Annotated in this window: 17 protein-coding genes; 9 read left to right on the top strand and 8 right to left on the bottom strand. The window is 51.9% G+C overall.

Annotation, left to right across the window (positions count from 1 at the left end; translation table 11 throughout):
• Positions 1 to 10 precede the first annotated feature (10 nt).
• Positions 11 to 964, top strand: coding sequence for a tetratricopeptide repeat protein (locus BD01_RS08795; protein WP_042692111.1), 954 nt, complete (start codon positions 11 to 13; stop codon positions 962 to 964).
• Here BD01_RS08795 and BD01_RS08790 read toward each other — a convergent pair.
• The 5 genes from BD01_RS08790 to BD01_RS08770 form a co-directional block, all read right to left on the bottom strand.
• The gene (locus tag BD01_RS08790; RefSeq protein WP_042692109.1) at positions 939 to 1,625 is read right to left on the bottom strand and encodes an eL43 family ribosomal protein; all 687 of its coding nucleotides are present in this window, start codon (positions 1,623 to 1,625) and stop codon (positions 939 to 941) included. The two genes, BD01_RS08795 and BD01_RS08790, sit on opposite strands and share 26 nt — an antisense overlap.
• A gap of 31 nt (positions 1,626 to 1,656) precedes the next feature.
• The gene (locus BD01_RS08785) at positions 1,657 to 5,532 is read right to left on the bottom strand and encodes a DNA-directed DNA polymerase II large subunit (protein ID WP_042692107.1); all 3,876 of its coding nucleotides are present in this window, start codon (positions 5,530 to 5,532) and stop codon (positions 1,657 to 1,659) included.
• A complete protein-coding gene (locus BD01_RS08780; protein WP_042692104.1) occupies positions 5,533 to 7,710 on the bottom strand; it encodes a DNA-directed DNA polymerase II small subunit in 2,178 nt (725 codons plus the stop codon).
• Complete coding sequence (locus BD01_RS08775; protein ID WP_042692102.1) at positions 7,710 to 8,963, bottom strand: ORC1-type DNA replication protein; 1,254 nt, start codon at positions 8,961 to 8,963, stop codon at positions 7,710 to 7,712. Before BD01_RS08775 ends, BD01_RS08780 begins: the two co-directional genes overlap by 1 nt.
• 260 nt (positions 8,964 to 9,223) lie before the next feature.
• The gene (locus BD01_RS08770) at positions 9,224 to 9,823 is read right to left on the bottom strand and encodes a cytochrome c-type biogenesis protein (RefSeq protein WP_342665191.1); all 600 of its coding nucleotides are present in this window, start codon (positions 9,821 to 9,823) and stop codon (positions 9,224 to 9,226) included.
• 695 nt (positions 9,824 to 10,518) lie between these two features.
• On the opposite strand from BD01_RS08770, the gene BD01_RS08765 reads away from it, so the two are divergent.
• The 7 genes from BD01_RS08765 (at position 10,519) to nucS (ending at position 17,453) form a co-directional block, all read left to right on the top strand.
• Positions 10,519 to 11,538 carry a potassium channel family protein gene (locus BD01_RS08765; protein WP_042693308.1) on the top strand — a complete coding sequence of 340 codons (1,020 nt, stop codon included), beginning with the start codon at positions 10,519 to 10,521 and terminating at the stop codon, positions 11,536 to 11,538.
• Between the two features lie 181 nt (positions 11,539 to 11,719).
• Positions 11,720 to 12,775: a DNA repair and recombination protein RadA gene (gene radA, locus BD01_RS08760; RefSeq protein WP_042692101.1), complete on the top strand. Its 1,056-nt coding sequence runs from the start codon at positions 11,720 to 11,722 to the stop codon at positions 12,773 to 12,775.
• Positions 12,776 to 12,809: 34 nt separating this feature from the next.
• Positions 12,810 to 13,634, top strand: a complete 825-nt coding sequence (locus BD01_RS08755; protein ID WP_042692098.1) for a hypothetical protein — start codon at positions 12,810 to 12,812, stop codon at positions 13,632 to 13,634.
• A 209-nt stretch (positions 13,635 to 13,843) separates the two neighbouring features.
• A complete protein-coding gene (locus BD01_RS08750) occupies positions 13,844 to 14,935 on the top strand; it encodes a hypothetical protein (RefSeq protein ID WP_042692096.1) in 1,092 nt (363 codons plus the stop codon).
• A gap of 54 nt (positions 14,936 to 14,989) precedes the next feature.
• A complete protein-coding gene (locus BD01_RS08745; protein ID WP_042692094.1) occupies positions 14,990 to 15,757 on the top strand; it encodes a hypothetical protein in 768 nt (255 codons plus the stop codon).
• A gap of 22 nt (positions 15,758 to 15,779) precedes the next feature.
• The gene (locus tag BD01_RS08740) at positions 15,780 to 16,571 is read left to right on the top strand and encodes a hypothetical protein (protein WP_042692091.1); all 792 of its coding nucleotides are present in this window, start codon (positions 15,780 to 15,782) and stop codon (positions 16,569 to 16,571) included.
• 132 nt (positions 16,572 to 16,703) lie between these two features.
• Positions 16,704 to 17,453 (top strand): endonuclease NucS, encoded by a 750-nt coding sequence (nucS, locus tag BD01_RS08735; RefSeq protein ID WP_042692089.1) that lies wholly within the window; start codon positions 16,704 to 16,706, stop codon positions 17,451 to 17,453.
• On the opposite strand, the gene BD01_RS08730 is transcribed toward nucS, so the two are convergent.
• From BD01_RS08730 to BD01_RS08720, 3 genes are read right to left on the bottom strand one after another with little or no spacing between them, the layout of a single operon-like run.
• Positions 17,450 to 17,833 (bottom strand): DUF473 domain-containing protein, encoded by a 384-nt coding sequence (locus BD01_RS08730; RefSeq protein WP_014122819.1) that lies wholly within the window; start codon positions 17,831 to 17,833, stop codon positions 17,450 to 17,452. The genes nucS and BD01_RS08730 overlap by 4 nt on opposite strands.
• A 1-nt stretch (position 17,834) precedes the next feature.
• The gene (locus tag BD01_RS08725; RefSeq protein ID WP_051482198.1) at positions 17,835 to 19,094 is read right to left on the bottom strand and encodes an RNA-guided endonuclease InsQ/TnpB family protein; all 1,260 of its coding nucleotides are present in this window, start codon (positions 19,092 to 19,094) and stop codon (positions 17,835 to 17,837) included.
• Between the two features lie 35 nt (positions 19,095 to 19,129).
• Complete coding sequence (locus BD01_RS08720) at positions 19,130 to 19,855, bottom strand: proteasome assembly chaperone family protein (protein ID WP_042692087.1); 726 nt, start codon at positions 19,853 to 19,855, stop codon at positions 19,130 to 19,132.
• A 114-nt stretch (positions 19,856 to 19,969) separates the two neighbouring features.
• Here BD01_RS08720 and BD01_RS08715 point away from each other — a divergent pair, with 114 nt between their 5' ends.
• The gene (locus BD01_RS08715; RefSeq protein WP_042692084.1) at positions 19,970 to 20,743 is read left to right on the top strand and encodes an S-methyl-5'-thioadenosine phosphorylase; all 774 of its coding nucleotides are present in this window, start codon (positions 19,970 to 19,972) and stop codon (positions 20,741 to 20,743) included.
• The last annotated feature ends 21 nt before the right edge of the window (positions 20,744 to 20,764 follow it).

The following is a 20,764-nucleotide window of genomic DNA, read 5'->3' as shown; positions in this document are numbered from 1 at the left end:
GGGATTCAGAGTGAAAAGTTCAGTATTAAAGCCAGAAGGCATAACAGTTCAAGAATTCCTTGCGGAAGGATTCTCAGAAGACTCTCTGAAGGACCTTGAAAAGTCATACGAAGAAGCCTGGCAGCGAGAAAAGCTAGTTTATGCCGATGGCTACATAAAGTTGCTCGTCAGCATTGCTGAGTACTATAAGAGAAAGAGGAATAACAAACATAGCGACAAGCTTGAGAGACTTTTAGAGGAGATGTTTGGCACACTAAAAAGGCCCACCCCCCAAGAACTAGCGGCCGAGTATTACATTAAAGCCGCCGGTGTCGCTACTTCAGTCTCTTTAATTTACTTTCCACGACTAGATTGTCCGGAAGAGGCCGAGAGATACTTACAACTGGCCGTTGAGCTTGAGAAGAAAGCCATAGAGCTCGGCATTGTTCCAGAGCACCACGCAATAACATTGAATAACTTAGGAACACATTATTACGAAACTAATCGTCCCGAAAAAGCCCTACCAGTGCTCAAAAAAGCATTAGAATACGCAAAGACACCAGAGAAAAAGGGTCTCATCCTCCACAATTTAGCTTTAACTTATGCGGATTTGGGAATGAAGCAAGAGGCCGTAGATTGCATGGTAAAGTCAATATGCATCCACTACTCCACGAAACACGATTTTGGCAACGTCTCACTTTACGATGATGCCATCGAGAGGATAATAAAGATGACAAAGGACCCATACACTGATATCTATGCATTGAAAGTCGCACTCGAATTAGTTAGCGGAAATTTAAACGTTGAAGAGGCCAAAGAAATTCTCAAACAGATTGACGAGCAAAAATGGCCTCTTGCCGCCACATTACTAACAATCTTAAATACCAAAGCGTGTTGCAATGCCAGCACACCCGAAGAGTGCAACAGACTTATACAGGACGTCGCATCTGTAGTGTCCATCAAAACGCAAACTCCTCGACGCTGAACTGCTCGACGACCCTCTCGAAGTCGCTCTCCGGCGTGTAAACGAAGCCACAGCGGGTGCACTTTAGGATACCGTTCTCCTCCACGAGCGGGGAGAAGCAGACCGGACAGCGATACTCCTCGCGCTGAAGGGAGTCATAAACCTCGTCCCTCATGACGAGCAGGTTGAGGTCGCTCTCCCAGTCCTCGTGGAGCATTCCCCAGTAGGGGGTCTCAACGGGGTAGAAGTCCTCGAGGATTAGGGCCTTAATCCCTATCCCCCTCACGCCCGGCGGAAGCCTCTCGGCCGGCTCGATGGAAACGACGAACTGGTCGTAGAACTCGATGTTCTCGGCCCTAACTGTTAAACCCCTCGACAGCCTTGAACGGAGAGGAATCACCTGGAGGAATAGGTTTTCCCGCTCGACGTCCCAGCTCGCGCTTATTGAAACACTCCCCTTCACGAAGAACTGGGTTATCGAGCGCTCGTCGCGCTCCTCTCCAGCGAAAGAAAAGCCCAGCTTTCTCATCGCCCTTCCGAGGAAGTTCGGCCGGGGAAGCTTTCCATAGTTAATCAAATACTCCCCTATCCACCCCGCCAGGGGCATGGAGTAGCCGACGAAAGCCTGCCTCTCGACGCGCAGGTAGGCAACGCTGGGGAGGAGCTTGAACTGGTCGAGCATCGGAAGAAATAGGTGAAGGGACTATAAATAGCTAACCCCCGAAGAACTCGTCGAGGCTTATGCGTTTTCTCCTGGCCTTCGCCTTCTCTTTCTTGACTTCCTTCTTGAGGTCTTTCGACTTTTCGGTCTTGGGCTTCTTCTCCTTCTTGGCTTCGCTCCCGACCTTCGCTTTCTTCGCCTTCCCGTTCTTCCCGTTGAAGCCATCTAGATAGCCGTTCTTTCCATTCGAGGAGCCAGTGCGCTCCTTAATCATCTTCTCGCAGACGTCTGCCGAGAAGCCAAGTAAGGTCCTCTGCTTTTCGGGCAAAACCGTCTCGAAGAGAGTCTTTATGTCCTTCTCCGTCAGACAAATCCTCTGCCTCGTGTAGTCCTTGACTTTATAGCGGGTAACCAGCATCTTCGCAGTGGGCAAGTACTTCTCGACCGCGCCCTTGCTCACTGTCAGGACGATTTTCCCACCGCACTTCGGACAGCGCCCGATGAGAGGAGGCCTCCGATATTTCGTGTTGCACTTCACACAGCGGAACTCCTGCCTCGTGAAGCTCCTCAGATTACCCCTCAAATCGGGAATCAGGTGGGAGTTGAGTATGGTTTCCGCAACGTGGTGCTCATCGACCGCGCGAATGCGCTCCGCCAAAGCGAGCTGTCTCTCGACCTTCTCGACCATGTCGCCGAGCTGTTTGTACAGGCTCATCTTCGGACCGAGGCCGATGTCGTCGGTGTCGTGGGTGAACTTTATGCCCTCGTACATCTCAGGTTTTCCAAGTCTATCTTCAACGCGCTCGATGAACTTGATTTCCTTCGGCGATTTCATATCGTAGGTGACCTCATAGAACTCAAGGGGATAATAGCGGACGACGTCCATGTTGTGGACCTCGCTATCCACTTCGCGCGGGTCGAGCCTCGTCGTGACGACCAGCGGTGCGTCCATCTTTCCACCGCGCTTCTCTGGAAGGTAGTATTTGCTGAAGTTCAAGAGGGCATCTAGGAGGAGCATAACAGCGTCCTCATCCCCGTCGCAGTTGCGTCTTTTGGCCGCATGATAATACGGGTGCGCGTAGCCGACCAGAACGTCGGAGAAGCCGATTATCCTGCCGATGATTCCGGCCGAGGTGTGTGGGGCAAGACCTATGACGAGGTGGCCAATCAGGTCCTCCATCTTCTCGGCGTTGTAGAACCTCGGCAGGCCGTAGAACTTCTCGAGCAGGTCGTCAACGAAGCGCGCGACCTTAAGGAGGTATTTTCCAGCCTCGTAGGAGAGGATTATGTCCTGAACCTTCAGCTCGACTATCTGGTCATCCCGTTCAAGCGGTTTGCCCTCGAAGTCGTGCGTATAGCCGAGCTCGCGAAGCTTTTCAACGCTTACACCTATCTCCTTCGGCTTGAAGTGGGTTATTGGAGCATCTGTCGCGTCGAAGCGGATTGTGCCGTCCTTGAAAACGTAGACGTCGTTCTTAACCCGCAGGAGGCCCTTTTCAAGGGGTTCGGCCATTTTGTAGCCGGAAGTCATACCCTTGACGCCCTTGAGCCTGTCGATGCCGTAGACCTTGACGTTGTCCATGGCCCGCCTCAGCAGTTCGGAGGGCTTTATCTCCCGCTCCGCGTAGGGCTTCAGCTCGACGTCACAGCGCGGACAGCGGAAGCCGAACTCCTTCGCCTCGCTCTCTGGATAATCAACGTTGCACTTGGGGCAGTGCCAGAGGAGTTCCTTCCTCGTTCCGCAGACAGGGCAGAGGTGCTCCGGACCCGTATGACCGCACTTCGGACACTTGAAGAAGGCTATCTCGACCTTAGCTGTTTTTCCTTCCTCCGCGGCCTTCTTAATGTCCCTGCTCTGGCCCCCAGCCAGCCCAATCGGGAACAGCACCTGAACCGGTGGTTTCATCTTTCTCTCCTTAGCCTTCTCGGGCCTGCCCATTCTGGCCCCTATCCAGCTTATTCCCCTGTCCCGGAGCTTTATCGGGTTGCTCTCGTTGATGATGTCGATGACCGTGAAGAATGGCTTCGCCTTGAACTCCCACTCGAGGTCGCCGAGGGGGGTGAGCAGGGCCGAGCTCCAGGGGTAGTCAATGACGATGACCTTCCTCCTGTCCTCGGTCCTCTCGAGCCTGTGGGGCAGACCGAGGAGCTCAAGGTAGCGCTTGATTTGGGGGTCGTTTTCGAGGATTACCCTCTTCGCGAACTTCAGCTTCCTGAACTCGTCCCACTCGATTTGGGCGTTGAGAAGAGCCTTTTGAAGTTCCTCCACTTCCTCCGGCTTCAGCGTGTTCCAGTAGAGGGTGTAGTAGGGATGGAAGGGTATATCCAGAACCTTCGAGAGGTGTATAGCCAGCTCGACGCTCGGCTTAACCCTGAGCGGGTCCCTCAAAAGGCTTTCAAGGAAATCAGGGTCTACTTCAAGGTATTCGGCAGCTTCCTCAACGGCCTCGCGCGGGTTGTCGGAGAACGGCTTGAGCTCGACCTCGTAGAGCTCCTCGATTGCCTTAACGAGTTCCTGAACCCACCATTCCTCGACGTAGTTGGCCGGCAGAAGCGTCTGGTTGTTCTCGACGAAGTCGCCGAAGTTCACGAGGGCGTCTCCGACGTATAGAATCTCCTCAATCTCGTTTTTAACTCTGAGAGCCGTCTCGTAGTCGTCAACCCGTACGACGCTCCCGTCCTTGAGCTTGACTATCGGCCCTTCCACCGTTGTTGCAGGCGTTACGATACAGCCCTTTCCGGGCCTCTCGGTTTTCATCTGCGTTCCTATCGCTATGAACTCGTCGAGGATTAGCATCGTGGCCGGGTTAACGCTCCACGTCGCGAAGCCACTGACGCGACTCCTCCCATAGCGCAGGCGGAAGCCACCGTTCTCCGAAGGCTCGGCAAAGAGGGGCCTGCCACCTATTATCTCCTTCGTGTACTTCTTGTTCGGGGCGATGTTGGCCCTAAACCTCTCGTAGAGCTCGTAGTAGAAGCCCTTCTCGACTTTTTCTGCCACTTCCTCCCTCGCCCCGGAATCCTCGGCCTTGGATTCGTCGACCTTGGGTTCCTCGGAGCTCTTGCCCTTCTCCTTGGCCTCCACGAACTCCTTTATCCAGTCCCAGCCTTCCACGCCCATCTTATCTATGTACTTGACGAGCTTCTTGGCCTTCTGGAGGACACCCTCAGCCAAAACGAGAATCGCTCCACCGCGCAGGTGGTTGGTCTCGACGCCGGGAACGTTCCTGTGGGAGACCTCGACTTTATCTGTCTCTTCGCCGGTTATCTCGATGGGAATGTTCCTCATCGCGAGCCTTACCTCATCTGCCTCCGGATGATACTGCAAGCGCGTAACGGCCCTGTGATAGAGGTCTATCTCCTCGACCATCCTCTCAATGTGCTCCTCGCTCGGCTTGAAGCGGTCGAGGCCGAGCTTTTTCCTCACGTAGTCGCCAACGAGAACGCTCAACGCCTGCGCCGTTCCGCCGGAGCTCCTTATCGGGCCGGCGTAGTAGAGGGCCAGGTATTCGGAATTGTCGGCCCAGGTGTTGCGCTTGATTTTGACGTCGGCGATTCCCTCGAGCGGAGCCGAGACGATACCCTCTGTGAGTATCGCGAGGGCAGTTCTGACGGCCTGCTCCGCGTACTTCTCCTTGCTCCCAAGGTCGCCGAACTTACCTTCGATGATTTCGTCAACGACCTTAAGCGCGGCGAGTTCCTTACCGTACTCCTTGACAAGTTCTCTAATCCTTTCGGCGACTCCAGGGGGGCCGACGAGGCTCTCAACACGGCCGGCCATGTCGGTTGCCTGGGGAACCTCAACGTCGAGGCTGGGGTCCTTCCCCTGAGAGCGGGCTTTCCTTGCTATCTCATAGGCCCTGTCAATTTCTCGCTGAAGTGATTCGAAGTAAGCCTTCATCTCGGGTGAGTAAAGCTCTTCCCCCATTCAAACCCCCTCACAGAACTGGTCGAAGCTCACAACGGCTCTCAAACGGGCCGTTTCAACGTCTATTATCGGCACGCGCGCTGGAGTGGGTATGATGTTCACCATCTTCTGGAACTCGGTCTGGGCCTGCCAGGTTCCGCTGTTGATGACGAAGACGCCGTTGTAAATCCGGTACTCCATAACGTGAACGTGGCCGGCCTGGAAGAGGTCAGGAACGCTCTCGATGACGAGTGTATCCTCGGGGTCGGGAGCGATGGGAACCTTGTTACCGAAGGTCGGCGCAAGGTGGCGGAGCTTGAGCAAATCAACCATCGCCTCGGCGGGCTTGTGGTGCGTTCTCCCGGGGATGAAGTCAACGACGTCCTCTATGCCCCTTCCGTGGGCGATGAGGAACTCCCTGCCGTGGAGGTTTATCACCGCGGGGTTGCTTAGTATCACGGCGTTTTTGAGCTTGTATATCGGCTTAGCGTACTCCTCGTAGAAGCCCGGCTGTGGCAGAGCGGTCCTCGCGGCGTCGTGGTTGCCCGGGCCGATGAACATGGTTATATGCTCCGGAACGTTGCGGAGGAGATTGGCCAATGCCTCGTACTGGTCGAAGATGTCGGGAATGGCCAGCTCGTTGTACTGGCCCGGGTAGATACCGACGCCGTCAACGACGTCACCGCCGATTATCAGGTACTTAATCCGGCTTACGAGTTCTTCCTCGGCCCTGCTGTTGACCTCGCCGTTGAGCCATTCAAGGAACTTCTCAAAGGCCTTTTCGCAGAACTTGTTCGAGCCGACGTGGATGTCGCTCAGCAGAATCGCGTAGACCTTCTCTTCCAGTGGAGGCTTCTCGCGCCTGAACTTCGGCACATCCGGGAGGAAGACGCGGTTGGCGAAGAAGATTCCCCTGCCCGGCTGACCGCGGAAGGCAACGACAGAATCGGGCATTATCGCGTTGTAGGCCTGGGAAGCGTTCTCCTTGTCCCTGCCGAGGAAGACCTTAACCCGCCCGGTTGCATCTTCCACCTCAAACATGTAGCCCTTCGCCGTTTCGCGCTTGTCGTTGACGAGGCCGATTATCGTGACCTCATCGTCCCGGACGTAGCTCAGCTTCGCGATGTCTATGACCGTCCCGATTTCGGGGTTCTCGCGGAAGATTCTGCGCATCTTCCTGAGCCTCGACTTGAAGTAGCTCGAATAGGCCTGGATTATTATCTCACCTTCTTTGCTCGCGGCGTTTTTGACCTTCGGGGCCTCGAACTTCACGTTCTTGACGTCGAAGGTAAGCTCCCACTCGTCGGGAATCTCCTTCGCGCGGTAGTGGAAGCCCTCTTTGGGCTTTATCACAACGTCCTCGTAGGTCGAGTAGCTCTTCTCGCCCTCGACGTCCTCGCCAACGTACGCTATGGGAATCCCGTAGTCGCCGTAGACGATTTTGGGCTTCACCCCGTTTCCGTTCTCGCCGTTCTCATAGTACTCCTCGCTATCGGCGTAGTTTCCGTAGCCGTTGCCGTTCAGGGGCTCGGCTTCCACTGGAAGTGAATCCTCGACGACCTCTGTTAGTGACGAATCCAATGAACCAGCGGCTTCATCCACGAGTTCTTCATGTTCAGGTGTTCCAGTGGAAACAAAACTCTCCCCCTCTGAAATCTCGCTGGAAATTGGTTCTTCAACAGGAATAGATGCAGGAGATTGCTCTAATTCAAGGGTTGTTCCAGTGGAAATTGAAGTCTCGCCAACAATTTCAGCGGGTTCAACGCTTTCTTCCCCAGAAGAAGCCGTGGCAACCTCGCTTTCCACAACATCTCCAGTGGAAATAGAACCCGATGCTTCCGCGGATTCAAAGTCTTCAGAAGAAGGAATTTCTTCGGGCCGAGAGGCTGTAACAGTTTCAGAAACGGGAATTTCAGCAGATTCAGCAAAGTCCCCATGTATTTCCTCCGGAGAAGCCTCAAGAGGCTCTTCCTCAGAGACCTCAAGGGGGGTCTGCTCAGTGAGTTCTCCAGTGGAAAAGAGACCCTTCTCAGCGAGGAAGGCCTCGGCTATGGAGGAGTCTATGACGAAGGTCCCCCGAGCTTTGGCGAACTTTATCAGCTCCGCCAGAGTGAAGTCCCTCTTATAGTGGGGTTCAAGGAGGTAGTAGGCCGAGGGAGTTATCAAGTATTTATTCTTGATTAAATCCTCAATCAGCATCAGAACAACCTCCTCTGCTTGGAGAGGGTGAGCGTGAGCAGGCTCCTAACCTGCTCGTCGTGGCGGTAGATGTTCTTCACCATGTAGGGTGTGACGTTTAGCCTTATCTCCTTTGTTCTGCCGTAGCGGCCCTTGCTCACGACCTTGGCGTTGATTATGCCGAGCATGTCGAGCTCGTTGATTAGGTCGCTCACGCGCCTCTGGGTAAGGGGCTCGACGTCGAGGTGGTCGCAGAGGGACTTGTAGACGGAGTAAACGTCGCCGGTGTTGGCTGGCAACTCACCGTTCTCGTCGAGCATGACTATCGCGTAGAGGAGAACCTTCGAGTGGAGCGGGAGGGTCTTTATGACTTCCTCCATCGTGTCCTGCTCAATCTTCTCCTGCGCCTTCCAGACGTGCCTTTCAGTTACTTTGCTCGCCCCCTCGCGCTCTGCTATTTCACCAGCGACGCGGAGCAAATCCAGAGCCCTCCTCGCGTCGCCGTGTTCTCTCGCTGCCAAAGCGGCACAGAGTGGCACTACCGCATCGTCGAGAACGCCCTCGTAGAAGGCCTCCTTTGCGCGTTGCATGAGAATGTCCCGGAGCTGGTTGGCGTCGTAGGGCGGGAAAACAACTTCCTCCTCGCTCAAGCTTGACAGAACGCGGGCGTCGAGATACTCTTTGAACTTGAGGTCGTTTGAGATGCCGATTATGCTGACCTTCGCCCTCGAGAGCTCGGTGTTTATCCTCGTGAGGGAGTAGAGTATGTCGTCCCCGCTCTTCTTGATGAGCTTGTCTATCTCGTCCAGAACGATGATTACAAAGCGCTCCTTCGCATCTATAACTTCCTTTAGCTTGACGTAAACCTCATCGGTCGGCCAGCCGACGAGGGGAACCTCCACACCACTTTCAGCCTTGAAGTGGTTGACTATCCTCGCGAGAACGCGGTAGTGGGTGTCGACTATCTCGCAGTTGATGTAGATAACCTCGACGGGAATGTTGTACTTCTCGGATATCTTCTTGAGCTCCTCGGTTACGAACTTCACCGTCACGGTTTTACCGGTTCCTGTCTTGCCGTAGACGAAGACGTTCGAGGGCGTTTCACCTCTTAAAACCGGAACGAGAATATGAGCCAGCTCGTCAATCTGCTCGTGCCTGTGAGGGAGTTCTTTTGGCGTGTAGCTGTGCCTCAGAACTTCCTTGTTCTTGAAAATCTTCTTGGCGTGGAGGTACTTCTCGAATATCGACGTCAGGTAGTCGTCCCTGTCCCCCATGGCTCCCATCTCCACCGGAAATCATACTCTCACGCCGTATTACCGTCGTAATTAAGCCCACAAATGGGAACATTTTGTCAAATATATCGAATATTATCTGGATTTAATCCAGATATTCCCCGAAATTTTGCACATTGTATCAAATCTCCACCGGAAGCACCGGATACAGTGGAAAGCATAGCAAGTGTGGGGTCTGGGTTTATATGCCTTGTTGAACAGGTGGATGTAAAAGGGGATGCAGAAAGAAGAGGAAGTTGCCCCTAAAGGTAGCCCCTATCCTGCTCTTCAGGAAGAACCTCGGCGAGAAGTGTCAAAGCCTCGTTTCTGGGCATCCCCACACGGGAAACCAGAAAGTCAAGAAGCTCCTCTCTGCTTGCACCCTTGCGAAGCCTCTCGTAGACCATCGCAAGCACGCGCTCCTTTAGCAGGGCCTCAAACTCCTCCTCGAGGTTGAGCGCCGAAACGGCTGAGAGCAGACCAACGAGAAGGGCCGAGAGTGCGTCGTTGAACTCCGCTTTACCGAGGTTGGAGGTATCCAGGTCAACCGCCAGGTAAACGTCGTCGTTCATGCCCATGAGGATGAACTTCATCAGGTTGATTTCAGCGTTCAGCCGAAGGAGCGCATGGTAAACCTTGAGCTTTTCATCCTTGGTCATGGAGAACGTTTCAAGACCCATAGGGGCCAGCAGTCGTATGAAGCCTTCTCCGAACGAGAGAAGCAGTGTGAAGGGCATCTTGGGGTGCTCCGCGACGTAGAGGTTCGGTTCAAGTTGCTTAACTTCCCAGGGCAGGTCGACGATGTCGTTGGCATCGTCCTTGCCGGAGCGCAACCAGTCGAGAACAACATCCCTAATCTCCACGGGAACCACCAACCGAAATAGGGCGTTGGTGAATTAATGGTTTGCCCTTCCAGAGGAAACGGGAAAGTCAAATGCACAGAGATGTGCACGAGATTTGGTATTTGGAAACCCGAAACAGATTAGGATTGGTTATTTCCACTGAAAGAAAAATGAACATGTATGGCTATCAAAAGACGAACACTAAAGAACAGTTTAGTTCAGTTTAGGTAAACAGTAACGATTGCAGAATTAGAAAAGTTAAACAGTCCGTATCCCCCCCAGAGTTTTGTTTCCAGTGGAGCGGGCCTTTGAAGCTTCCCATAGAAGACCGACTTAAAGTTGACAAAAAGCTCCCGTCCTTTTTATTGGTGCCGGTTTTTATATCTTTCTATGAACAAACAACTAAATTAACATGGACAATGCACGAGAATTTTGAACAGCATAATAAAATTTCGCACAATTTATTGAACGATTCAACAGCTACGTACTTAAACAATCTCCCTGAATTCCCGTTACTTTTAACTACCCTGTCAAAACCGTCCGTTTTCCGAAAGTGGGTTCCAGTGGAAATGAAACTCTGGGGGGTCTTTTCGATGAGCATCGAAAAAGACCTTTGTTTCCACTGGAAAAACTGTTCCCGGTAGTATTTTAATGACCATCAATGAATCGTTTTGAGTATGGGGCATCTTTTTAAGGTTCGAGTGGAAATGAAGCCCATGCTACCCGTAACCGTCGTGAGGCGACTGCTCCGCGTGAGGGTCAAGGTGAGCAGAAACCGGTTAATCCAGATAACCCTCGCGGTTCTGCTCTTGGCAATAGCGTTTGCAACGGCTTTTGCTTACTTCGAGGGCGTTGACTTCTTCACAGCCTTCTACTGGGCCGTCATAACGATGGCGACCATAGGCTACGGCGACGTTACGCCAAATACCGAGGCGGGGAGAATCGTTGCAATGGTTGCCTCCGTGGCCGGAATCTCGACTTTCACTGCCCTCGTTTCCCTTCTGGCCGAGAACTTTATTTCCTCGTCCCTCAGGAGGATGATGGGCATGCACCGGGTTAACTACACCAACCACTACCTGGTAATCGGGCAGGGGAGTAGCGTTTCAACCTGCGTTAACGAACTTATCGGCGCAATTGAGCGCGGTGAGCTGAGGCTGGCCCCGATTGTCGTGGTCTTCCCCAGCGAGGAGGAGCGCAAGAAGGTTGAGCTTCCAGAGGAAATAGAGGTCCTCATAGGGGACCCCACCAACAGGGAGACCCTTGAGAGGGCTCGCGTTGAAAAGGCTTCCCACGTTATCTTAGCCCTCGAAGACGACTCAAAGGCCGTCTTCGTTACCCTCATGGTGAAGAGGATGTCAAATGCAAAGGTTCTCGTCGAGGTTCTGAGCGAGGAGAGCGTTGAGCTCCTGAAGGGGGCCGGTGCTGATAGGGTCATCGTGAGCAGAAGCCTGGCGGGAAGGCTCCTCGCGAGTTCCGTCTTCGAGCCCGAGGTGGTTGACGTTATAGATGACATAACGAGCTCGGTTAAGGGCTACGACGTCACCGTGATGGACGGGCGGGACTTCTGGGGCAGGCCGTACATGGAGGCCCTCCGCGAGCTCAAGGAGACGAAGAACCTGTTTCTCCTGGGTTACTATCGTGATGGTCCGGTTCTCAATCCTCCGCTCGACGAACCGATTCCCGAGGGTGCTAAACTGATAGTTCTGAGGGGCTCCATTTCCACTGGAAAATCCTGAGCTCATGGTCTATCTTCCGTAGTTCTCTTTTTTCTGGGCTTTTCAGTAAAATCTGAGTGTTTTTAAAGTTCGTTTTTCGAAACGGGCGAAAGTCTTAAAAGATTGTCTTCCCGATTTTTCCGGGAAAAGTTATTTAACCCCCGAACTTTACCCCCATTAAGGGTATTTCCGGGTGAGTCTCATGGCGAAGAAGAAGGTTGAAGAGGTTAAAGAGCTTGAGGAGTTTGAGGAGCTTGAAATAGCCGAAAGCTCACCGTCATCGTCCTCAAAAAAGAAGGAAAAAGAAATCAAGACCCTTGAAGATTTGCCTGGCGTTGGTCCTGCCACCGCTGAGAAGCTTCGCGAGGCCGGCTACGACAGTATTGAGGCTATAGCAGTCGCTTCACCGCTCGAGCTCAAGGAGATAGCTGGAATAAGCGAGGGTGCCGCGCTCAAGATAATCCAGGCCGCTAGGGAAGCCGCGAACATCGGAACCTTCATGCGCGCCGACGAGTACATGGAGAAGCGGAAGACCATAGGCAGGATTTCCACTGGAAGCAAAGCCCTCGACAAGCTCCTCGGAGGGGGAATAGAGACGCAGGCCATAACCGAGGTCTTCGGTGAGTTCGGTTCCGGAAAGACCCAGCTCGCGCATACCCTTGCCGTCATGGTCCAGAAACCGCCGGAGGAAGGTGGCCTCGGCGGTTCGGTGATATGGATTGACACCGAGAACACCTTCAGGCCCGAGAGGATAAGGCAGATAGCTGAGGCTCGCGGTTTGGACCCCGACGAGACGCTCAAGAACATCTACGTTGCGCGCGCCTTCAACAGCAACCACCAGATGCTTCTCGTCGAGAAGGCCGAGGAGATAATCAAGGAGAAGGCCTCAACCGACAGGCCTGTCAAGCTCCTCGTCGTTGACTCGCTCATGGCCCACTTCAGGAGCGAGTACGTCGGAAGGGGAACCCTCGCCGAGAGACAGCAGAAGCTGGCGAAGCACCTCTCCGACTTACACCGCTTGGCAGACCTCTACGACATAGCGGTCTTCGTGACGAACCAGGTGCAGGCGAAACCGGATGCCTTCTTCGGAGACCCGACGAGGCCCGTCGGTGGCCACATCTTGGCCCACAGCGCGACGCTCAGAATCTACCTCAGGAAGGGCAAGGCCGGAAAGCGAGTCGCAAGGCTCATAGACAGCCCGCACCTGCCCGAGGGCGAGGCCGTCTTCAGGATTACAGAGAAGGGAGTTGAGGACTGAGGTTTTTCTGACTTCCAATCTTTTGGGGAGTCCTATGCGCCGGGGCTTTCGCTACCTGCTGAACAGTCTTTTGATTTCTCTCCTCCCCTGGCCCATCCTGTGGTTGGTTTCGTTCTCTTATTTCGGTGGGGATAATACTGAGATTTTCGGAAGCTTTAACCTCACGTGGCTGTTGTCTGCTCTGGCCTCTTTCCTAATAGTCTCGGCCATTCTGGCCTTCAACCTCGCGAGGCTCCTTGAGCGGTGGGGCTACTCGAAGAAGAACATTGTGCGTCTCCCCGAAATCCTTGACGAGAACTCTGAAAACGTAAACTTCCTGAAGGCAGTTCGAGAGAGTGTCCATTACCATTTTACATTCTGGGGTGTCTACGTTACCGGTTTTCTGGTTTACGGTCCGGTTAAATCGGCACTTTTTGTTATCTCAATTGTCGCTAAGGTTATTCTTTTATCTCCGCTCATGCTTCCTTTTTTCGTTTTAGTTGTTGGTATTCCTGCATTCCTTTATTTTACCTCTAAGGGCGAACTGAACAAAGTTATGGGTCTTTTCGCGTGGATATTCTGGGTTTCTCTTGCTTTTCTTGTTCTACTTGGAGTCCTGCGGTTCGTTGCTCTCCACGCCTCGGTTCCTGGGGGATACTCTGATTTTGGCACTTTTCGCGGTCTGCTCTTGCTCGTAGAGGATTACCCTATTTTCAAGGGCTTGTTCCTTCTTTCCACTCTCGGTGTTCTATCCGGAATCACGGGTTACCTAGGTACACGGTATGGTAAGCTGTTGCTCCTCGCGTTGCTTGTCATTGGAATCGTGAGTGTTTTCGTTGACGTTCGTCTTCTTGGAGTCTTGGTGGTAATCGAGTGGTAAAACTCAGAGGCGCATCTGAAGAAATGAACTTCTGTGTTCTCTTGTTCGCTCTTTTACTCTGGCTTCTTTCGTTTCATTCTCGTCGTTTTGATACTGTTGAAAATTGAAAATCCTACGAAAAAAAAACGTTATTGAATCTAACTTGTAAAAAGAAAAATTTATATATGGCGATTGTCGGCTCTCCTTGACTAACTGGTCGGGTGGTGGCCATGAACTGGAGGAAGACGACGTTTGGAGTCGTTCTGGTCTTCATGGTATTGAGCCTGCAGTTGATTGAGGCTCCGCAGGCCATGGCCATGAGCACTAACAATGCCAGCGTGACCTTCAGGAGGGCTGTGGTTGCTTGGTACGATGACAAGGGCAAGCTTCAGATGAACGTCACGTGGGTGAATGCAACGTTAAACCTTACTAATCTAACGCATTCTCCCTGTGCTTGCCAGAACGCCAGTTCCTGTGGTGCTGTTAATACAAGCGCTCACGTTAATGTTTCAATAACTACCCTGTACAACATGACAAGGAAGCATGAACAGTTGTTGTTCATCAAGGTTACTGTTTACAATGCCACCTTTAACTACACCATATATAACCTTGTTTATAGGGCCGAGAGGAGTCAGTATAATTTTACGTTGATAACTAAAATCCTAACTGACCCGAAGACTGGAAAGTACACGGTTTTTGTTACTGGAATGAACATTGCTCCTGATGATAAGAACAGGGCAGTTCCTGTTGGGGATACTGTGCTAGTGCTCGGTAACCTTACGCTTTCTGATTACTATTGGACTCTGAACAAAGTTCTTATGAAGCTTCGCAGGGGCGACGAGACAAGCTGGATTTGGGACAGGAGTGCCTACGAGTTAAGGCACTTATCTCACTTGGTGAGGCTTAAACTACCCGAGTACAATGGAAAGACAAACTTGGGATATGCTATAGTCATCGATGACTATTCAGGATGCTCTCACCTCTGTGATTTGGCTTGTACATCAGCTTTTACTATAGTATGCTTAGGTGCTATGGTATCTAGTGGGGGGTGGCTTGGATGGGCCTGTTTCCTTGGTGGGGCATTCTGCACCGCAGGATGCACTGCATTATGTAGCTCCGACTGGGGATGGAATACACTCATAAGTGGAGGAGTAAGTGGAGGTTGCTCGTATGTATGTAGTGAACTCATTATAAAGGAGGGGGCATGCGGAAGGTTACTATGCAAGATACCCTTCCCCGGATGCATTAGTGGCTGTGCTGCGGTCCTGACTCCAATATTCTGTCCTCAAATATGTGCAGCGTTTAGTGCTCTATTGCCTTAAAATATTTGAGAGATTTATTTATCTATATTTTTTAGAGGTTATAGGTGATGCCTTATGGGGGGAAACAAGGGACTTATAATGATTGTTCTCATGATAGTGGCCACTTTCTCATTGTGGGGATTTGTTTGGGTAAAGGTAGGAGGTATAACTTTTGGATGGGTTATTACAATGATAGTGCTTCTTATCCCCGTGGTATTTTCAATTGTATTTTTCCTTGGTAGAATTCTTGAGAAACATGGCTATACTAAAAGAGATATTAAACGACTACATGTTATTTTGGAGGGACATTGGAATGAACCATGGGAGCCGGGGTATCTCTTATATGAAGTGCAAAGGTGTATCATCTATCATCTTCTTCTCTGGGGATTTTTGGGCACCCTGCTTCTGCAGTTCAAAGATTTTTCTTTAGTGTTAATCACATGCGTTGGCATAGTTCTCCTCTTAATTGGGGGGTATCCCCTTTTTGCCACGATGATTGTGTGGATTTTAGCGCTTCCTTTCTACTTCCTTAGGGACAAGAGGGCTGAGGATGCCTTTGAGTTCATCGGTAAAACCTCCCTTGTCTCAACCATCGCAATTCCTCCAATATGGGTCGTCTCCCGTTATCTTGCAACCCAGAACTACCCAGAGGAAATCCTGGGAATATTCAACGCCGTGGTTGCGAATGCCGAAAAGTTCCTGGTTCTCTCGGTTTTGAACACTTTGTTCGGCTTTCTTGGTTTGTACCTCTCGCGCAGAGTTGGGAGGAGAATCCTCACGGTTGTTCTGCTTTCACTTGCTGTTGCCATGCTCTTCGTCGTCTGGTCCTTATTCAAACGTTAAATCCCGCCAAGGGGTGTTCAAAATGAAATCAGGAAAAAGGTTGGTAATAGAGGCTGTAACGGCTCCTTTGGTAATATGGGCCTTCATATGGGCGTGGTTTTACATTAATCCTCCTCACGATATTAGTCGGGATAATTTCAACACCTCCTGGTTGCTGATTACTGTGGTTTCCTATTTTATAACTCTGGTTATTGTTGCTCTCTTTGTTGGAAGACTGCTGAAAAAAGCTGGATACCGGTTTGAGTTCAGAGAGCTACCAAGGGTTTTAAATGAAGTCGACCCTAAAATCATCGGTGATTCAACGAGGGACATCTTTAACATCGTTGCAATGTGGGGCGTTTTCAGCACTGCAGTCCTTGCATTCGGGGTTAAGAAAGGGACTATTTTTACCGTTGCCGTTTATCTTGTACTTTCCTCTATTGGACTTTTGCTAATGATTTCTATGCTGATATCTGTTTTGGGGACGGCTTTGATACTCTACGAGCTCCTTACCGGAAGACGGCTTTCCCATTCCTTTGAGAAGGCCCTACTGCTCTCGCTACTCTCCGGCGCTTTTCTTGTCCTTGTTCGTTTAATGTCAGGGTATCCCTGGGCCTTTAACATCACAGTAGTACGGCCACTTTTGAAGGTTTGTACGGATAATTATCTGTGCAAGAACCTCCTGTTGCTCTCTGCTCTGAACGCTCTGTATGGCATTATCGGAATTCTAATTCTGCCCAAGAGGAGAAGACTTGGCCTCTTACTGCTCCTGATTATTGCTCTTGCCATCGCCCCTCTGCTTGTAAAGGTTTTTATCCAACTGCACTCGCTATAGTTCCTCCATTTCAGCACTCCTCCGTTTTTGATTCTCCATTTTGGGGACGTTCCTCTGCGGGCTTATCTTCTGATGCTAAAAGATGGTGATATTTCTTGTAAGCTTTATAAACGGCCCTTCAAACTCTTCTCCATGCCCAAGGTTGAGCTCAGAGAGAACCCGTCTCCAGAGGAAATAAAGCTCCTCGTCGATTCGGCAGTTTCCTCCGAGGGAGTGCTTACTATCTTCGCCCGCTGTCGGGTTCACTACGATGGCCGGGCAAAGAGTGAGCTCGGCCCCGGCGACAGGGTGATAATCGTCAAGCCCGACGGCTCTTTCCTCATACACCAGAAGGAGAAGCGCGAACCCGTTAACTGGCAACCGCCGGGGAGTGTGGTTAGGCTGGAGCTCCGCGAAAAGCCCGTTCTCGTCTCGGTCAGGAGAAAGCCGAGGGAAACGCTGGAGGTCGAGCTTGAGGAAGTTTACCTAATCACCGTCTTCCACGCAGAGGATTACGAGGAGCTCGCTTTGACGGGTAGCGAGGCCGAGATGGCCGAGCTCATCTTCGAGAATCCCGAGGTTATAGAGCCCGGCTTTAAGCCCCTCTACCGAGAGAAGCCGATTAAGCACGGCATCGTTGATGTTCTCGGCGTTGACAAAGACGGAAACCTCGTCGTTCTCGAGTTGAAGCGCAGGAGGGCGGATTTGCATGCGGTCAGCCAGCTCAAGCGCTACGTCGAAACCCTCCGCGAGGAGCACGAGAACGTCAGGGGTATTTTAGTTGCCCCTTCGCTCACCTCCGGCGCCAAAAAACTGCTCGAAAAGGAGGGCCTTGAGTTCAGGAAGCTCGAACCGCCAAAGAGGGGCAGGAAATCGAGGGGAAAACAGCTCAAGCTGTTTTAGCCCATGCTCATCTCGTGTGGGAATAGTTCCCTAACCCTCGCCACGAGGATTCCGTCCCTTCTCTCGACCTCCACAACCCGTCCGAGGCCGACCAGCTTCACCTTTGCCCTGCAGACGGTGATTTCTCTCTCATCGCTCTCCTCCCAGGGAACCCTCGTCTCAAGCTCTTTGGCCTCTATCAGCTCCGCGAGGAGACCTTCGGTTCCAGTGGAGACGTCGTCGAAGGGGTCGTAGGTGAGGAACAGCCTGAGGGCCTCGTCTATCGCCTCCTCGATGGCCAAAACGTTCCTCGCGCTTCTGAGCTCTATCGTTCGGTATGGATTCCTCAGGAGCTCGTCCAAAACCCGTCTCGCGATTCCAGCGAGGATTACCGCCTCCATGCTACCACCTCCTTTGTGAGCTGGAAGCCCCCCAGGGGGCGAGGCGGAAAGCCCGCTTTGCAATATTTCTTGCCGCATTCAAATCCCGATCCAATTGAAAACCACATTTTGGACATCTAAACCATCTCCCTTTGACCCCCTTCTCAACCAAATACCCGCATTTGGAACAAGTCCTTGAGGTATTTCTCGGATCAACAAAAACTACTGGAACTCCGTTTAATTTGGCCTTATAGACAATTTTATCGATCAAGTCTCCATATGCCCACTTATGGAGCCTCTTTCTGTGCCTTTTGGCGTTGTAATGATGCCTAATCCCCTTAAGATTCTCAATGGCGATGCCATAGTGATAGTGCTTGGCTAGTTCAACAATCTCCTTTGCTATCTTGTGGTTTATGTAAGCCATCTTGTTCTTCTCCTTGTGGGAAAGTCGTTTGAGAATTCTCCAAGCCCCCTTCTTTGTTCGTTTATCCTTAAGAAACTGCAATCTTGCCCTACGGTATTCAACACTCTTTTTCCATGCAATTGCGTTGTCATAGAACTTATTTATTTTTCCCTTGTCGTCCGAGATTACGACAATGTGGTTAATCCCGATATCTACACCAAGCCAGCCTTTTGGTTCATATGGTTTTGGCTCTGGAACCTCAAAGCTAATTTGGGCGTAGTATTCGTCATCGACTTTTGAAATTTGGACCCTGCCGTGCTTCATCTTGAGGAACTTTCTGAGCTTTTTAGGGACATGCATTGGCAACCAAACCCGTTCTTTATTGATTAACGGAACGTTGATGAAGTGTCTGTCAATTTTAACATCAACGTTCTTAAACGAAACAACGTCTGCTGTGAAAACAGGTTTTTGTCCTTTTGTCTTAAGCCAAGCCCTATAAACCTCAATGGCTCTGTTCATAGCCTCTTGAACCACGTTAGAATGTAGGTCTTTGAATTGCTCTCGGATTTTTTTATATGCAAATGAGTGGACGTTTTTCCTCGTTGGGTATTCGCCAAGCTGTTCAATTTCTGAAATCCAAGCATTAACGCACTCTTTGAACCTTTCAATAGTTGCGTCCAACAACTCCCTTTTTCTCTTGTTTGGCTTCATCAACTTGAAAGTTTGTGTGAGTTTTATGCCACACATTATTATTACTACTACCACAAAGTTTATTAAGGTTTGCATGTAGTTGGTATTGATGATACCTAGCGGTATATCCGTTGGGTGGATGGGTCTCTGGCCGACCCATATGCGGTTTACCGCAACCGAAGTCCTCATGTTGAGGGCCTCCGTCCTTTGGGGCGGAGAGGAGGTCAGAGGTAGAGGCTCTCGTACTGCTTCATCTCCTTCTTCCTCGCCTGCTCCATCTGCTCGTGCATCTTCCTGAGCTGTTCCTCAATCATCTCCGCCTCCTTGATGAGCGGTTCCGTCGAGACGTCAATAGGCGTGAGCTTCTTGAGGACCTCGATGACGTTGGCAGCGGCCCTAGGGTCGGGTCTGTCTCCGAACGTCTCGCCGAGGAGCACGTAGGCGTTCAGCCCTCTCTTGCCGGCCTCCCAGAGGAGCTTTCCGCTCATCCCCATAATCGAGCCGTACTGGAGTATCTTCGCTCCGGCCTCTTCGAGCTCCCTGTTAAGCTCTTCCCTCGCGCCGACGCCCCACACTTCCATCTTCTCCTTGAAGAAGCCTATGCCGATTCCGCCGATGGAGATTACCTTCTCGGCCTTCATCTCGCTGAGGTAGCTCGCGAGTTCCTTTGCTATCTCGTTAACGAGCGTCGGGGGGACGTAGATGTCCGCTATGGCCACGATTACGTTGTCCTTGCCGTAGAAGCGGAGCGGTGGGTTGGGCTTCCCCTCGAGGACTATGCTCATCGGCGGGATGAACGGGCTCTCGACGTAGCCTATCATCTCCATTCCGAGTTCTTTAGCCAGGAAGTTGCCCGCTATGTGACCCACGAGGCCTATTCCAGGGTAACCCTCGATGAATATCGGGTTCTTTACCTCCGGCAGGACGAGCTTGACTGGTTTCTCCTCCATCTCACCACCCCCGGAATATTTAGTTCCCAAAGGTTATTAAAGTTTCCGCCCTTCGTTTCCACTGGAAAGGCAACCCTTATATGAGTGGAGCGAGCATTTAACACGGTGATGACCATGCCGAGGATAGGTATCATAGGTGGTTCCGGGGTCTACGGCGTCTTCGAGCCGAAGGAGACGGTCAAGGTTCACACGCCCTACGGCAGGCCCTCGGCTCCGGTGGAAATCGGCGAAATCGAGGGCGTTGAGGTGGCATTCATACCGAGGCACGGCAAGCACCACGAGTTCCCGCCCCATGAGGTTCCATACCGCGCGAACATCTGGGCGCTCAAGGAGCTCGGTGTCGAGCGCGTAATCGGCGTTACGGCAGTTGGCTCGCTCCGCGAGGAGTACAAGCCGGGTGACATAGTCATAACCGACCAGTTCATCGATTTCACGAAGAAGCGCGACTACACCTTCTACAACGGCCCGCGCGTGGCCCACGTATCGATGGCCGACCCCTTCTGCCCCGAGATGAGGAAAATCTTCTACGAGACTGCCAAGGAGCTCGGCTTCCCGGTCCACGAGAAGGGCACCTATGTCTGCATCGAGGGGCCGAGGTTCTCAACGCGCGCCGAGAGCTTCATGTTCCGCCAGTACGCCCACATCATCGGAATGACGCTCGTCCCCGAGATAAACCTAGCTAGGGAGCTCGGAATGTGCTACGTGAACATCGCAACGGTCACCGACTACGACGTCTGGGCCGACAAGCCGGTTGATGCCCAGGAGGTCCTCAAGGTCATGGCCGAGAACAACTACAAGGTTCAGGAGTTGCTTAAGAAGGGCATCCCGAGGATTCCGGAAGAGAGGAAGTGCGGTTGCGCCGATGTCCTGAAAACGATGTTCGTGTGAGTCTTCGCCCTTTCTGTTCTC

Origin of the sequence: Thermococcus nautili (assembly GCF_000585495.1) — an archaeon.
GTDB lineage: Archaea > Methanobacteriota_B > Thermococci > Thermococcales > Thermococcaceae > Thermococcus > Thermococcus nautili.
Note: the sequence above shows the minus strand (reverse complement) of the source record. Positions and strands in the feature narration are given on the sequence as shown.